At 66.2% G+C, this 14,104-nt stretch carries 12 protein-coding genes; 4 read left to right on the forward strand and 8 right to left on the reverse strand.

Annotated elements, in window-relative coordinates; genetic code table 11:
• Positions 1–22: 22 nt before the first annotated feature.
• The 5 genes from AC07PZ_RS17080 to AC07PZ_RS17100 are packed head-to-tail and all read right to left on the reverse strand — an operon-like array spanning position 23 to position 4,313.
• The gene (locus AC07PZ_RS17080) at positions 23–934 is read right to left on the reverse strand and encodes an HpcH/HpaI aldolase/citrate lyase family protein (RefSeq protein ID WP_495296309.1); all 912 of its coding nucleotides are present in this window, start codon (positions 932–934) and stop codon (positions 23–25) included.
• Positions 931–2,196 (reverse strand): CaiB/BaiF CoA transferase family protein, encoded by a 1,266-nt coding sequence (locus tag AC07PZ_RS17085; protein ID WP_495296310.1) that lies wholly within the window; start codon positions 2,194–2,196, stop codon positions 931–933. Before AC07PZ_RS17085 ends, AC07PZ_RS17080 begins: the two co-directional genes overlap by 4 nt.
• A complete protein-coding gene (locus AC07PZ_RS17090; protein ID WP_495296311.1) occupies positions 2,193–2,672 on the reverse strand; it encodes a MaoC family dehydratase in 480 nt (159 codons plus the stop codon). The genes AC07PZ_RS17085 and AC07PZ_RS17090 overlap by 4 nt, the downstream gene beginning before the upstream one ends.
• Before the next feature lies 1 nt (position 2,673).
• Complete coding sequence (locus tag AC07PZ_RS17095; protein ID WP_495296312.1) at positions 2,674–3,828, reverse strand: acyl-CoA dehydrogenase family protein; 1,155 nt, start codon at positions 3,826–3,828, stop codon at positions 2,674–2,676.
• Positions 3,825–4,313 carry a MaoC family dehydratase gene (locus AC07PZ_RS17100; protein ID WP_495296313.1) on the reverse strand — a complete coding sequence of 163 codons (489 nt, stop codon included), beginning with the start codon at positions 4,311–4,313 and terminating at the stop codon, positions 3,825–3,827. Before AC07PZ_RS17100 ends, AC07PZ_RS17095 begins: the two co-directional genes overlap by 4 nt.
• Before the next feature lie 275 nt (positions 4,314–4,588).
• Between AC07PZ_RS17100 and AC07PZ_RS17105 the strand changes: the two genes are divergently transcribed.
• The 4 genes from AC07PZ_RS17105 (at position 4,589) to AC07PZ_RS17120 (ending at position 8,656) form a co-directional block, all read left to right on the forward strand.
• The gene (locus tag AC07PZ_RS17105; RefSeq protein WP_495296314.1) at positions 4,589–5,320 is read left to right on the forward strand and encodes a helix-turn-helix domain-containing protein; all 732 of its coding nucleotides are present in this window, start codon (positions 4,589–4,591) and stop codon (positions 5,318–5,320) included.
• A 61-nt stretch (positions 5,321–5,381) separates the two neighbouring features.
• Positions 5,382–6,737, forward strand: coding sequence for an acetyl-CoA carboxylase biotin carboxylase subunit (locus AC07PZ_RS17110; RefSeq protein ID WP_495296315.1), 1,356 nt, complete (start codon positions 5,382–5,384; stop codon positions 6,735–6,737).
• A gap of 103 nt (positions 6,738–6,840) precedes the next feature.
• Positions 6,841–7,191, forward strand: a complete 351-nt coding sequence (locus AC07PZ_RS17115; protein WP_495296316.1) for a RidA family protein — start codon at positions 6,841–6,843, stop codon at positions 7,189–7,191.
• A 19-nt stretch (positions 7,192–7,210) separates the two neighbouring features.
• Positions 7,211–8,656: an aldehyde dehydrogenase family protein gene (locus AC07PZ_RS17120; protein ID WP_495296317.1), complete on the forward strand. Its 1,446-nt coding sequence runs from the start codon at positions 7,211–7,213 to the stop codon at positions 8,654–8,656.
• Between the two features lie 14 nt (positions 8,657–8,670).
• Here the strand turns inward: AC07PZ_RS17120 and AC07PZ_RS17125 are convergent, their stop codons facing one another.
• The 3 genes from AC07PZ_RS17125 to AC07PZ_RS17135 form a co-directional block, all read right to left on the reverse strand.
• Positions 8,671–10,653: a site-specific integrase gene (locus AC07PZ_RS17125; RefSeq protein ID WP_495296318.1), complete on the reverse strand. Its 1,983-nt coding sequence runs from the start codon at positions 10,651–10,653 to the stop codon at positions 8,671–8,673.
• A gap of 1,014 nt (positions 10,654–11,667) precedes the next feature.
• On the reverse strand, positions 11,668–12,720 hold the full coding sequence (locus AC07PZ_RS17130; RefSeq protein WP_495296319.1) for a ParB/RepB/Spo0J family partition protein: 1,053 nt from the start codon (positions 12,718–12,720) through the stop codon (positions 11,668–11,670).
• Position 12,721: 1 nt separating this feature from the next.
• Positions 12,722–13,918, reverse strand: a complete 1,197-nt coding sequence (locus AC07PZ_RS17135; RefSeq protein WP_495296320.1) for a ParA family protein — start codon at positions 13,916–13,918, stop codon at positions 12,722–12,724.
• Positions 13,919–14,104 lie beyond the last annotated feature (186 nt).

A 14,104-nucleotide genomic window follows, 5' to 3' on the forward strand; every position in this document is an offset into this window, starting at 1 on the left:
CAGTTGGAGAAAGCGGGTGGACTCACATGCCGATCAGGTCGGCCTTGTGCAACATGGCGCTGAACATGCGGATCGACGCGACGTCGACCACGGTGCCGTCGACCTGGATCGCGCCCTCGCCGCGGGCCTGCGCCTCGGCATAGGCGGCAGCCAGCCGGCGCGCACGGTCGACGTGTTGCTGGTCGGGCGTGAAGACATCGAGCGCCCACGGGATCTGGGCCGGGTGCAGCGCCCACTTGCCGACGCAGCCGAGCGTCATCGCGCGGCGGCAGTCTTCCTTGTAGAGGTCTTCGTTGCGGAAGTCGGCGAACGGGCCGTCGACCGCGTCGATGCCGGCCGCGCGGCAGGCCATGACGAGCCGGAAGCGCGCGTAGTGCCAGATGTCGCCGGGATAGGCGCCGACCTTGCCGTCGGGCGTGATGTGCGTGCCCATGGACGCCGAGAAGTCGCCCATGCCGAACACCAGGGCCTCGAGCCGATCGCACGAACGCGCGATGCTGTCGACGTTCTGCAGCGCCTCGACTTCCTCGATCAGCGCTTCCAGGCCGATGCGCCGGGTCAGCCCGAGCTTGAGTTCGAGCTGGCGCAGCAGCGTGTCGGCGAACAGGATGTCCGAGGCGCTGCGCACCTTGGTCATCATGATGGTGTCGAGGTTGCCGTGGGCGGCCTCCACCACGTGGATGATGTCCTCGAACGCGTAGGGCGTGCCCAGGTCGTTGATGCGAACGCAGCGCGTCTTCCTGCCCCAGTCGAGCGTGTTGAGCGCGTGGATGACCTTCTTGCGCGCCTCGGCCTTCTGGCTCGGCGCGACGGCGTCCTCGAGGTCGAGGAACACGTGGTCGGCCGCGGACGCTGCCGCCTTGGCCATCATCTTCTCGGAGGAGCCGGGCACGGCGAGCTGGACGCGGCGCAGCCGCTGGGGACGTGAAGTCATGTCGTGATCTCTTTGCTGATGGAAGGTGGGCGCGGACCGATGGCCTGTTCGTCGCGCCAGCGCTCGATGTCGTGCGCGGCGTAGCCGGCCTCGGCCAGGATCTCGTCGGTGTGTTCGCCCAGGAGCGGCGCACGGCGCCGGATGCGGCCCTGGGTCGCACTCATCTTGACCGGCACCCCGGCCAAGCGGACCGGTTGCCGCATGCCCGGCTGCTCGACCTCGACGATCATTTCGCGCGCCGCGAAATGCGGGTCGGCCACGATCTCGTCGACGTTGTAGACCGGGCCGAAAGGCACCACGCCACCCAGCACGCCGAGCAGTTCCTGCTTGGTATGGCGCACGGTGAATTCGGTGACCAGCGCGATCAGTGGCACCCGGTTCTCATAGCGCAGCTGCCAGGTCGCGAAGCGCGGATCGGCCGGGAGCTCCGGCCGACCGATGAGGCCGCTCAGCGCGGCGAACATCGGGTCGTCGTGCGCGGCGATCGTGCACCAGCCGTCGCGTGTCTCGAAGGTGCCGAAGGGGCAGAGGAACGGATGGTGATTGCCCTGCGGCCCGGGAACGAGGCCGCCGTAGGCATGCTGGTGAATCACGCGCTCGCACAGCGCGAGCATCGAGTCGACCATGCTCACGTCGACGAACTGGCCCTGGCCGGTACGACGCGCGTGGTGCACCGCGCAGACGATGCCGAAGGCGCACATCATGGCCGGCACCAGGTCGCCCACGCCGGGGCCGACCTTGGTGGGCTGGCCGTCGACTTCGCCGGTGATGGCCATGATGCCGCCGACCGCCTGGGCCACCACGTCGTAGGCGGGCCAGTCGCCATAGGGGCTGGGCAGCGTGCGCGCATCGCCGAAGCCACGGATGGCGGCGTAGACCAGGCGCGGGTTGAGCTCGCGCAGCGTCTCGTACGACAGGCCGAAGCGTTCCATCACGCCCGAGCGGTAGTTCTCGACGATGACGTCGGCGCCCTCCACCAGCTTGAGCAGCGCGTCGCGCGCCTCCGCATGCTTGAGGTTGATGGCGATCGAGCGCTTGTTGCGATTGACCGACGCGAAGTAGCCGGCGTAGGCATGCAGCGTGTCGTCCGCATGGAAGGGGCCGAAGGCGCGCGTGCTGTCGCCGCCCAGCGGCTCGACCTTGATCACGTCGGCGCCCTGATCGGCCAGCATCTGCGTGCAGTACGGGCCGGCCAGGAAGTGCGTCATGTCGATGACGCGAAGGTCATCGAGCGCGCCGGTCGAAACGGGTGGAGGCGTCAACGCTGGCCCCAATGGCTCTCGCGCTTGACGAGGGCCGTACGCACGCATTCGAAGACCAGCACGTCGTCCTGGTTCACGCCCCAGTGCTTGAAGGTCACGACACCGGCATCGGGGCGGTCGCCGTCTTCCTTGGCAACGACCTCCGAATAGGCATAGAGCGTGTCGCCCAGGAACACCGAGGCCTTCAGGCGCAGGCCCGTGAGACCGATCTCCGCGAGCACGTTCTCGGCCGTGTCCTGGCTGGCCAGCCCGATCACCAGCGCGGCGGTGATGCCGCCGTAGGTGACGCGCCGGCCGAAGGGCGAGCTCTTCATCGCATGCTCGTCGAAGTGGCCGGGCGCCGAATTCATCACCAGGTTGGTGAGCATGACGCTCTCGATGGCCTCGACGGTCTTGCCGCGCGCATGGCGCATGACCCGGCCGACGGCGAGGGCCTCGAAGTAGCTGTGGCGCGAAGTGAGTGTGGCGATCTTCATCTCAGCTCCGCCCGAGGATGCTGTCGGAGATCACGCGCAGCTGGATCTCCGAGGTGCCTTCGAACACCTTGGTCAACCGTGCGTCGCGCCAGTAGCGCTCGACCGCATGCATCTTGGTGTAGCCGGCGCCGCCGTGGATCTGCAGCGCTTCGGAAGTGACGCGCTCGCACATCTCGCTGGCGAGGTACTTGGCCATCGCGGCTTCGCGGTCGCAGCGCTGGCCGGAATCGATCTGGTCCGCCACGAAGTGCGTGAGCTGACGGCTGGCCTCGACCTCGGCCGCCATCTGCGCGATCTTGAAGCGCGTGACCTGGAAGTCGCTGATGCGCTTGCCGAACTGTTCGCGCTGCTGCGAATACTCGATGGCATCCTCGAGCCCGGCACGTGCCACGCCGACGGCGCGTGCGGCCGTCTGGGCACGGGCGCATTCGAGGCCCTGCGTGGCGTAGTAGAAGCCGCGGCCTTCCTCGCCGATCATGTTCTCGGCCGGGATGCGGAAGCTGTCGAAGGCCAGCTCGTAGGTCTTCATGCCGAAGTAGCCGATCTTCGGAATCGACGAGCCGCTGATGCCTTCGGGAAACTCGCCGCGCTTCTTGTCGATGATGAACATCGACAGCCCCAGGTGACGGCGCTCCGGCGGCGCCTTGGACGTGCGCGCGACCAGGATCATGAAGTCGGCTTCCCTGGCGAAGGTGCACCAGTACTTGTTGCCCGTCACCAGCCACGACTCGCCGTCCTTGACGGCGCGGCATGCAACGCTCGCCACGTCGGAGCCGGCGTTGGGCTCGGACATCGCGAAGGCGCCGACCATCTCGCCGGTCGCCATCTTCGTGAGGTAACGCTTGCGCTGCGTCTCGCTCATCATGTGGCTGCCGATCAGCAGGTTGCCGCGCACGATGATCGAGCCGACCGACATCCACCCACGCGCCAGTTCCTCGGACACCAGGCAGTACTCGAAACAGCCCATGCCCTGGCCGCCGTATTCCTCGGGGATCAGGATGCCGAAGTAGCCCATCTCGCCGAGCTTGTCGCGCAGCGCCATCGGGATGTCGGCCTGCTCGGCGTCGAGCTTGTTGGCCAGCGGCGTGACCTCGCGACGCGTGAACTCGCGCGCATGCTCCTGGATCATGCGGCGCTCTTCGGTCATGTAGCTCATGTCGTCTTCCTTCGCGGAACCATGTTGGTACGGACGAACGAGATGACCCGCTCCTCGCGTTGATTGAAGCCTTCGGTGTGCCAGCTCGCGATGCCCATGCCGGGGTTGGAGGCGGAGTCGCGCAGCTTCACGACGGTGCTGCGCGCCGTCAGCGTGTCGTCGGGATAGACCGGAGCGCCGTAGACGAGGTCGTCGACGCCGAGGAAGGCGCCGCCGATCTCCGACAGGTCTTCCACCGACAGGCCGAAGACGACCGAGAACACCAGCATCGGGTTGATCGGCGTTTCAGGGTGGCCCAGGGCGCGGGCGTATTCCAGGTTGAAGTGCAGCGGGTTGAAGTGCAGCGTCAAGGTCGAGAACAGCGTGCCCTCGGTCTGGCGCAGGGTGCGGCCCCAGTGGTGGTCGAACACGCGGCCGAGTTCGAAGGCTTCGAACACGTTGCCCTTCTCCATCAGGACCGCGGATTGCGCGAACGCATGTGCCATGGCAGTCACCGCTTTCCGTTGGCCGGCTCGGCAGCCATCGCGGTGGAATCACCTGAAAACATGGAACTTCCTTTTCATCACATCGAAAATGTTGATGAAATTTAACTTCCATGAAAATCAGTGTCAAGGATTTTTTAAACCACAGTTGAACTTGATAGTTCATTTTTCGTGTGGTTAAAATCCGGCCACTCAGGCGGCGTGTGCATGCGAACACGACCGCCACCCCTCGGCCCGCCGTCTCGAACGGCCGAAGAATCAATCAGGAGCAGATGTCGATGTCCGAGAACACGGTCCCCAAGAAGGGGCGCACCAAGGTGGCAAGAGCAATAACCAAGCCCGCTGCGCCAGGTCCGGCGCCGGAAGCGGCCACGCTGCCGGCGCCACGGCCGCAGGTGGAGGACGGCGAGGAGCTGGTGGCCGACGAGGACGCGCAGATCGGCACCGTCGTGCGCAGCGAGCGCCACAAGCGGAGCTGGTCGCTCGGGCAGCTGTCGGAGGCCGCGAACATCTCGATCGGCATGCTCAGCCAGATCGAACGGGGCCTGGCCACGCCGTCGCTGAAGACGCTGCGGCTGCTGGCCGCTGCGCTCGAGGTGCCGATCATCCATTTCTTCGATGCTTCGGCGCCGGACAAGCAGGTCTCGCCCTTCATCGTGCGTGCCAACGAACGGCATTGCATGGACATGATGAAGTCGACCGGCATCAACAAGATGTTCCTGATGCCACCAGGCACCGGCCTGCTGGAGATGTGGGAATTCCGCTTCGCGCCGGGCGGCAGCTCGGGCGGCGCGCTCTACAACCACCAGGGCGAGAAGGCGGGGCTCGTGCTGTCGGGCCGGATCCGGCTCTGGCTCGGCGAGGAGTCCTTCGTGCTCGAACAGGGTGACAGCTTCCGCTTCGCCAGCATGATGAAACACCGCATCGAGAACGACTTTCCGGAGGAGGCGCGGGTGGTGTGGGTCATCACGCCGCCGACGTCCGGCTCCCACGCGCCGGCCCGCCAATAGGGCCAGGCAGGCCGCGCCTTTCACCCCCGCGGCGCAAGGCCGCAACCGACTGGAGAAGACGTTGAAGAAACTACTGGTGGCCAACCGCGGCGAGATCGCGCGCCGCATCTTCAGGGCATGCCGCCTGCGCGGCATCGCGACGGTGGCCGTGTATTCGGAGGCCGACCGCGAAGCGGCGCACGTCGCGGAAGCGGACGAGGCCCATCCGATCGGTCCGGCGCCGGCACGCGAGAGCTATCTCGTCGCCGAACGGATTCTCGACGTGGCCCGGCGCACCGGTGCCGACGCCGTCCATCCCGGCTACGGCTTCCTGTCGGAGAACGCGGCCTTCGCGCAACAGGTGACGGCCCAGGGCCTGACCTGGGTCGGCCCCGCGGCATCGAGCATCGTGCAAATGGGCGACAAGCAGAAGGCGCGCGAGATCGCACAGGCGGCCGGCGTGCCCGTGGTGCCGGGCAGCCACGCATCGGGTGACCTTGCGGCCGAGGCCGGCAAGGTCGGCTTTCCCTTGCTCGTCAAGGCGGCCGCGGGCGGTGGCGGCATCGGCATGCGGCGGGTGGACCGCGCCGACCAGCTGGCCGGCGTACTGGAAAGCACCCGGTCGATGGCCGGCAAGGCCTTCGGCAACGACACCGTCTATCTCGAGCGCTATGTGGCGCAGGCCCGCCATGTCGAAGTGCAGGTGTTCGGCTTCGGCAACGGCGAGGCGGTGCACCTGATGGAGCGGGACTGTTCCCTCCAGCGCCGCTTCCAGAAGGTGATCGAGGAAAGCCCCGCACCGAACCTGCCCGCGGCGGTGCGCAACCGGATGGCGGAGGCCGCCGTGAACCTCTGCCGCGCCACGCGCTATGCGGGCGCCGGCACGGTGGAGTTCATCGTCGATGCGCTGACGCACGAGTTCTTCTTCCTGGAGATGAACACGCGCATCCAGGTCGAACATCCGGTGACGGAAGCGGTCACCGGGCGCGACCTGGTCGGCATGCAGCTGGACTTCGCGGCCGGCCTGCTCGCGCCGCTGCGGCAGGACGAGATCACGACGCGCGGCCATGCGATCGAATGCCGGCTCTATGCGGAGAATCCGGCGCGGATGTTCATGCCCTCGCCGGGGCGGCTGGAGCGCTACCGCGAGCCCGTTGCGAGCGCGCATCTGCGCATCGATGGCGCGTACCGCGAAGGCGACACCATCACGCCCTACTACGACCCGATGCTGGCCAAGCTGATCGCCTGGGGCGAGACGCGCGACGATGCCCGTCGGCACGCTGTCGACGCGTTGCGGCAATTCGAGATCGCGGGCATCCAGACCAATCGCGACTTCCTGATCGCCTGCCTGCGCGATCCCGCCTATGCCAAGGGGCAGGTCGACACCGGCTTCATCGACCGCCGGCGCACCGAGCTGCTGGCCGCACCCACCGCGTAAGCACCGCGGCGGCCCCGTTGCGGGTGCCGTCGCTCCCTCCGGCAGGCCGCGCGCGCCGCGCATGCCTTTTCATCCACTCGTCCCCCCACCCTCCTCCCTACCCATGTCAGTTCAACGCATCGGCACCGCCGCACGGATGTCGCAGGTCAACATCCACGCCAACACCATCTACCTCGCGGGCCAGGTCGCCAAGACCACGGCCGGCGAGTCCATCGGCGCCCAGACGCGGGAGATCCTCGAGCGCATCGACGGCCATCTCGCCTCGGCCGGCAGCAGCAAGGAGAAGATCCTCAGCGCCACCATCCTGCTGACCGACATGGCCGACTTCGAGGAGATGAACGCCGTCTGGGACGCGTGGGTTCCGGTCGGCCAGGCGCCCGGCCGCGCGTGCTACGAGACACGGCTGAACCGCGAGGCGCTCGGCGTCGAGATCATCGTGGTGGCCGCGCAGTAGGCCGCCGGACGGAATCGCCATGAACAAGCACGCGCTGGAGTTCTACATCGGCGGGCGCTGGGTGCAACCCGCGTCCGACCGCCGCTGCGCCGTGATCTCGCCCGCGAGCGAGCTCCCGGTGGCCGAGATTGCGCTTGGCAACGCGGCGGACGTCGACAGCGCCGTCGCCGCTGCACGCGCCGCCTTCGAACGTCATGCGGCGACCACGCGGGCCGAGCGGCTGTCGATGTTCGAGTCGATCATCGGCGTCTACACCCGGCGGCTGGACGAGATGGCGCAGGCCATCTCGACGGAGATGGGCGCGCCGATCAAGCTGGCTCGCCGCGCCCAGGCCATGGCCGGGCTGGGGCACCTGAAGGAAGTCGCGCGCGTGCTCAAGGACTATGCGTTCGACGAGCAGGTCGGCGGCACGCTGGTCGCGCGCGAGCCGATCGGCGTCTGCGGACTCATCACGCCCTGGAACTGGCCGATGAACCAGATCGCCTGCAAGGTCGCGCCCGCGTTGGCTGCCGGCTGCACCGTGGTGCTGAAGCCGAGCGAGCTGGCACCGCTGTCGGCCCTGTTGTTCGCGGAGATCCTGGACGAGGCCGGCGTGCCCGCCGGCGTCTTCAATCTGGTCAACGGCGACGGTGCCACGGTCGGTGATGCGCTGTCGCGGCATCCCGGCATCGACATGGTGTCCTTCACCGGGTCGAACGCGGCCGGCGTGGCCGTGGCCAAGGCCGCGGCCGACAGCGTGAAGCGCGTGCACCAGGAACTGGGCGGCAAGTCGCCGAACATCGTGCTGGACGACGCGGACCTGGCCAAGGTCATTCCCGCGGCGGTCCGCGCCTGCTTCCTGAACAGCGGGCAGAGCTGCGATGCGCCGACGCGGCTGCTGGTGCCGGCGCAACGCCTCGACGAAGTGCTGGCCCTTGCAGCACAGGCGGCGGACGGCATCGCGGTGGGCGATCCTGCCGCCGAAGGCACGTCCATGGGTCCTGTGGTCAGTGCACGCCAGTTTGCGCGGATCCAGGGGCTGATCGAGATGGCGCTGGCCGAAGGCGCAACGGCGCTGCGTGGCGGGCCGGGGCGGCCGGACGGCCTGGCACGTGGTTTCTACGTGAGGCCGACAGTGCTCTCCGATGTCCGCAACGACATGCGGATCGCCCAGGAGGAGGTCTTCGGGCCGGTGCTCTGCGTGATCGGCTACGACTCCGAGGACGAGGCGGTGCGCATGGCGAACGACACGATCTATGGGCTGTCGAGCTACGTGTCGTCCGGCGATCCGGCCCGCGCGCGCGGTGTTGCGCGCCGGCTTCGGGCCGGCATGGTGCACATCAATGGCGCGCCCTCGGACTTCGCCGCACCATTCGGCGGCTACAAGGCCTCCGGCAACGGTCGCGAATGGGGTCGCCACGGGCTCGACGACTTCACCGAGCTGAAGTCGATTTTCGGCTACGCGCCAACGCCGGCCCGATCGTGAAGGCGCCGCCGCCGTCAGTCGCCTGACGGTGGTTCCAGCGCCCGCGCCGGTGCCATCGGCGCGGGCGCCTGCGATGGGACCCGCGCCGCCCCCCGCAGATAAGCGGAGGTCGTCGTGACGGACGCATGTCCCAGCTGTCGCCGCACATCCTGAATCGGTCGCGGCGCGTCGCCGGCGCGGCCCGTCAGCGCATGCGCGCCATGCGAATGGCGCAGCCAATGGGTGCTGGCCCGACGCAATTGCGAGGCCTGCACCGGGTCGATCGCGTTCAGGTCTCGCGCTGCGGCGTCGACGAGCACCTTGATCGCCTGGTAGATGCCGGAGGCCGACCACACCGGCTGCACCGCGTCGCCCGCGCCGAAGCGCGCCATCACGCCGATAGGCGCGTTGCCGGCCGACCGCACATCGGGCTCGAAACCGTGGCGGCCAAGCTCGCTTTCGAATTCGCGCACCAGCCGATCCGGCAGTGACACCGTGCGGTGCTGCGCGCCCTCGCCATGTACGGTCAACCGCCAGCCTGCGTCGGGCCGTGCGATGTCGGCGCAACGCACGCGCGCGAGTTCCGACAGGCGCAAGCCGGTCGCGTAGAGCCATCGCACCGCGCGCCGCAGACGGCGGCCTCGTTCGTCGTCATGCAGGCCATCGAGCCAGGCGTCCAGATGGTCCCATTGCGCGAAGCTCAGCACGCGATTCGTGCTGAACGGCGCCGGCGACGGGCGCTGCGGCGCGACGTCGGCAAAGGGATTGGTTCGAACGTAGCCGCGCTTGACCCAGAACCCATAGAGGCTCTGCAGCACCTTCATCGCATGGCGCAGTGCAGGCGGTGCCAGTGCGCGTTCCAGCGGCCGCCAAAGGGGTGACCAGCGTTGATGGTGCCGCGGCCCGCACCAGTGCTCTGGCGGCGCTGCGAGGAAGACCTGATAGGCCTGAACGTCGTCCGGCCCGAGTGCCGACATCGCCCGGCCGCGTTCCAGCACGGACCACAGCTGAAGACGCTCCGCTTCCTTGCGGTAGGCGCGCTGGGTCGCCGACAGCGCAACGCCGCCAGCGGCCGTGCGCTGGGCCGCAAGCCAGACCTGGATGGCTTCGTAGTCGGTGGCTGCCGGGATGCGGCAAGCACCGGCGTCGGCACGGCCGCCGCCCTGGCGCCCTTCCAAAGCTGGCGGCACGATGAATTTCTCGAACGGCAGCAGTGCCGTGCCGGTGGGAACGACCGCCGCCAGCACGGCGTTTGGCAGCTGTGCGCGTGGCACGCCGACGTGTGCGCCCGGGCCGCTGCCGAGGGCGCTCTCATGCACGCGCAGCCAGTCGACGATGCGCCGAGCCTTGGTGGCGCCGATGCCCGGCACATGCAACCACCAGCGCGCGCCCACGCCGTTCACGCGCGCCAGGAGCAACTGAAGCGTCGACAGGCCGGCGCGCTCCAGGCGCAGCGCCAACGCCGGATTCAACCAGGCCGCGACGCCGTCAGCGAGTTTCGGCTCCTGCGCGACAAGGTCCTCGAGCCAGCGCAGCGCGTCGAGTTGCCGCTCGATGAGCCGGGCACGGCGCGAGGCCCGCTGGGCGGCAGCGCGCGCGGCAATGGGCGCGCGACCGCTCTGCGACGCGGGATACGCCGCCGTGTAGGCCTCGATCTGCTCTTCCTCGGAGAAGTCTTCCATGCCGCTCGCCGCGGCGAATTCGGCCAGCGTCGGGGGCGTGCTCGCATGCGGCGTCACGCCAGAACGATCACGGCGGTCGGGACTTGGCGTGGATGGCAGCCGCTTCGGGTCGAGAAGAATCAGGCGAGCGGTTCCGGGCCGTGCTTCGCGTCGGGCCGCAGCGGCGAAGGCGTCCCGGATCCACGCGATGGTGCGCCGCACTGTCCGCATGTCGGCATGGTCGCCTTCGATCTGCAGGTAACGGTCCCAGCTCGTTCGCTCGTCCAGGCCTTGCGCGATCGCCCGCATGAAAGCGAAATGCCCGCGTTCGAGCTGCCGTGGCGGGCGCGTGGTCATGTGCCGTCTTTCGCGGCAACTGGCCGGTCGGCGTGCCTGCTTGCAGTCCTGCCACTTGCGGAGGGGGGAACTCGGGCGTCGTGACGCATTGCGTGCGGCATTGAATTCGGGTTAGTTATCATCAATCTCATATTTCGACGGCACTCTAGCACAGTGGCTGAGATCTCGAGCACAAAGTCTTTCGAATCAAGGACTTAGCGCATACATATCCTGCGCGGGTGAATTCGAGGCCTGTTGGCCGAGATCACTTGAGATGCAAGGGCCAAGTGATGAGGAGCAACGGTCTTTTTTCTTGTTTGGCTGGCACCCGGCCTGCGAGGCAATGGCGGTGGGCGTGTGACCTTTGGACTGGGAGCGTCTTTGCTTCTAGCAATGCAGGACTTAGTTTGCCGAAAATTGACGCAAGCCATTCAGATCAGGCGCTCGAGCAGAGAGACAGTATTTCGGGATCGGCAGCAGCGAAGTCTTATCACTCTCCTTCGGCCAGGGTCGATGAAAGGCGGGACGGGAGGAGCTTCGGGGCACCCAAGACCCTGTTATGCCGAGACGTGTCCAATGCTATTGAATCTACAAGCATCAGGTTCATCCTGCACAACTTGCTGTTGCTCGGTTACGCACAAAGGGCCATTGGCGACGACAGATGAAGAGAAACGCGTGCCGGTTTTGGAACCGTACGATTGGCACAGAAGAAGCCAAACTTGCCGCCGCACACGCACTCGTGACAGCGAGTGAGATCACAGTGTCGTAGGCATGATGGCACCCGCTACTTTTTGGCGAGACGGAGCGCCGCTCTGCATCCCACCGGTCGCGGGCTCACAAGCGTCTGTAAGAGCCCGATGGAATCGTGAGTTCGACCGGGCTTAGAGCCCCATTCATTTATCGTCGTGGGCACTCCAACTCACAGAATCAGCCGTGCGCAGGGCGATAAGAGAGCTCGTTCGCAAGATGCGCCGCACAAAAAAATAGGGGGGGTGGTACGGTACCACCCCCCCTATCTCTGCTCTCGCCTCCCGATTACGAGCCGGTGAGGAAATCGCGCATCCATGACAACAGCCTGGTCTGCCGATCGGCTGAAAGTCCGGTATCCACTCGTACCGATGCTCGCCCGCGCGCATCGAATTTGACGCTCCCGACCACGCGCCCATCCAGCTCGATGACATGTGAGTCGGCAGGGGGTGGTACCGTACCACCCCCCTTTTCAGGGGGCTTCACCAAAGTCTCGAAAACCTGCTTTGCAGTCATCGCGCCGCGAGCAGCTGCGATGGCCGACGCCCGGGTCTCGAGCAATGCACGGTCCGTCTCCAGCGCCTGGTTCAGCGCGGGCACCCACCGAAACTGAAGATCCAGCGGCGACGCGAATGCGCCGATCACCACCGAAGGCAGACGCGCCAGCGCGATTGCCTTGCCAAGATTGCTGGGGTCCACCCCGAGTGCGGCGGCCATCTGTCGTGCCGAAGGGAAAAGCCCGCCGTCCAGCGCACGCAGGTACATCACGCCCTGCTCCCAGGCGGAGAGGTCCTCACGCGCCCGGTTCTCGCGATCCATCTCGACGAACAGCGCGCGATCGTCCAGGTTGTCCACCACCGCAAGAACGGGCAAGCCCAGCTGCAAGCAGGCTTCATGTCTCCGATGCCCGAACACGATTTCGTACTTCGGGCCGTCGCCTGCCTGCGCAATCGCGCGAACCTTGATCGGCTGCACATTGCCGCCCGCTTCCTGGATCTCCTGCTTCAGCTGCGCAAACTCGGCGCTCTCGAAACTGGACGCGTGGCGGTTTGCGAAATTGCTGCGGGCGATCTGCCCCGCAGGAATCAAACGCGTCGGCTTCGCACCGTCCCATTCGCGTATCTCTTCGACGGCCTCTTCCAACCTGGCTTGCAGCACGCCGGCTTCGTCAGCACGTTGCTTGAGTTGCTCGTTTTCCTTGAGCAGCTCCGAGCGTTGATCGTTCGCGAAGGCCATCATGGCGCCCGGCGCCGTCTTCGGCTGCTTGGTATCCGGCGCGGGCACCGGCGGTGCCACGAGCGCACCGAAATCAATCTTGGATGCCTTGTCTCTCAAACCCATCTCAGCCTCCTGTTTCCAACAGTTGACGCTCCGCGATCTGACGTGCCCAGACCGCTTCGATCTGCTGCTCCACCAACTCGCACATCCGGTCGTAGGCGTCGCGTGCACGCGTGAATGTCTTGGCACCTACCGAACCGCGCGGCAGGTCGTAGACCGTGCCGAACTCGGCGCTCGCCGTCGCAGCGACCGCGGTCTTGGGAATCTCGATCGGCAAGACCTTGTCGCCATATCCTTCCAGCACCCATTGCCTGACAACGGAACTGGCGGTGTCCGACGCCTCCACCCGTGACAACAGCACATCGATGAACTCGAAGCTCTTGTTCTTCCCCCGACTCCTGACGAGCTGATTGCACAGGTCGGAGAACAGGTCCCAGAACTGCGCCGAGCTGGCGAAGTCGAGCGCCGATGGCGGCAACGGCATGATGACACCGTCCGCGGCCATCAGCGCATTGATCGTCACGTAACTCAGAGAAGGCGGCGTGTCGATCACGATGACGTCGTACGCTTCGCGCGTCAAATCCAGACCACGATCGAGTACCCGCCAGAACTCGAAGCCCGGGTCTTTCGCTTGCCGCGCCGGCAACGCGAACTCCGCGCCGTAAAGCAATGGCGCTGCACAGACCAGATCGATGTTCGGCCAATACGTCTTCCTGATCGCGTATTGCAGGTTGTCCTCATCACCGGCGAACAGCAGCATCGCGGTGTGCTCGGTGTCGACTTCCGCATCAGGCAAAACGCCGAACAGCGTCGTGGCCGAGCCTTGCGGGTCGAGGTCGAGCAGAAGTACCTTATGGCCGCGCATCGAAAGTCCTTGGGCCAGGGTCACGGCCGACGTGGTCTTGGCAACGCCGCCCTTGAAATTGGCCACCGTCAAGGTGATGCCGGCGGCGCCGTCCGGCCGAAGATGCTGGGCGCGAAGGTCGCGTGCCCACACCTGGGCCTCTTCCATCGTCCATTCGCGCCGGTTGCCATGCATCGTGCCTTCGGGGAGCTCGCCGCGTGTCAGCCGATAGGCAATCTTCGCCTTGTCGACGTTGCACAGTTCAGCGAGTTGCGCTGCGCTCAGGAGAGGTGCCGTCTTGGTCGCCGTCGGCGCCAACATGGCCGTGCGAATCCGGTCCATCATGCCGGCTATCTTTTGCGCCTGGAGTTCGATGTCCTCCAAAGTTTGCCGTTTGATCGTCTGTTTGATGTCCACGTGTCTGCCTTCGAAGTTTCAATGTCATGCGATTATGCACAGCACATGCGAAAAAACGATTGCTATCGTGGACAACGACTCCGCGGCGGCGCATGTTGGCTTGCGGATGTCCGATTTCTATTCATTTTCCCTCTCGATCGTCCCGAGATTAAGAGAAATCTTAGATTTCTTAAGAAGATTAGAGAA

This window comes from Variovorax sp. GW821-FHT10B04, assembly GCF_059415645.1.

Excerpts from the sequence above, each read along its gene's own strand:
- AC07PZ_RS17095 (WP_495296312.1), bottom strand. The coding sequence starts at position 3,828 with ATGAGCTACATGACCGAAGAGCGCCGCATGATCCAGGAGCATGCGCGC.
- AC07PZ_RS17125 (WP_495296318.1), bottom strand. The coding sequence starts at position 10,653 with ATGACCACGCGCCCGCCACGGCAGCTCGAACGCGGGCATTTCGCTTTC.
- AC07PZ_RS17115 (WP_495296316.1), top strand. The coding sequence starts at position 6,841 with ATGTCAGTTCAACGCATCGGCACCGCCGCACGGATGTCGCAGGTCAAC.
- AC07PZ_RS17100 (WP_495296313.1), bottom strand. The coding sequence starts at position 4,313 with ATGGCACATGCGTTCGCGCAATCCGCGGTCCTGATGGAGAAGGGCAAC.
- AC07PZ_RS17130 (WP_495296319.1), bottom strand. The coding sequence starts at position 12,720 with ATGGGTTTGAGAGACAAGGCATCCAAGATTGATTTCGGTGCGCTCGTG.
- AC07PZ_RS17090 (WP_495296311.1), bottom strand. The coding sequence starts at position 2,672 with ATGAAGATCGCCACACTCACTTCGCGCCACAGCTACTTCGAGGCCCTC.
- AC07PZ_RS17080 (WP_495296309.1), bottom strand. The coding sequence starts at position 934 with ATGACTTCACGTCCCCAGCGGCTGCGCCGCGTCCAGCTCGCCGTGCCC.
- AC07PZ_RS17105 (WP_495296314.1), top strand. The coding sequence starts at position 4,589 with ATGTCCGAGAACACGGTCCCCAAGAAGGGGCGCACCAAGGTGGCAAGA.
- AC07PZ_RS17120 (WP_495296317.1), top strand. The coding sequence starts at position 7,211 with ATGAACAAGCACGCGCTGGAGTTCTACATCGGCGGGCGCTGGGTGCAA.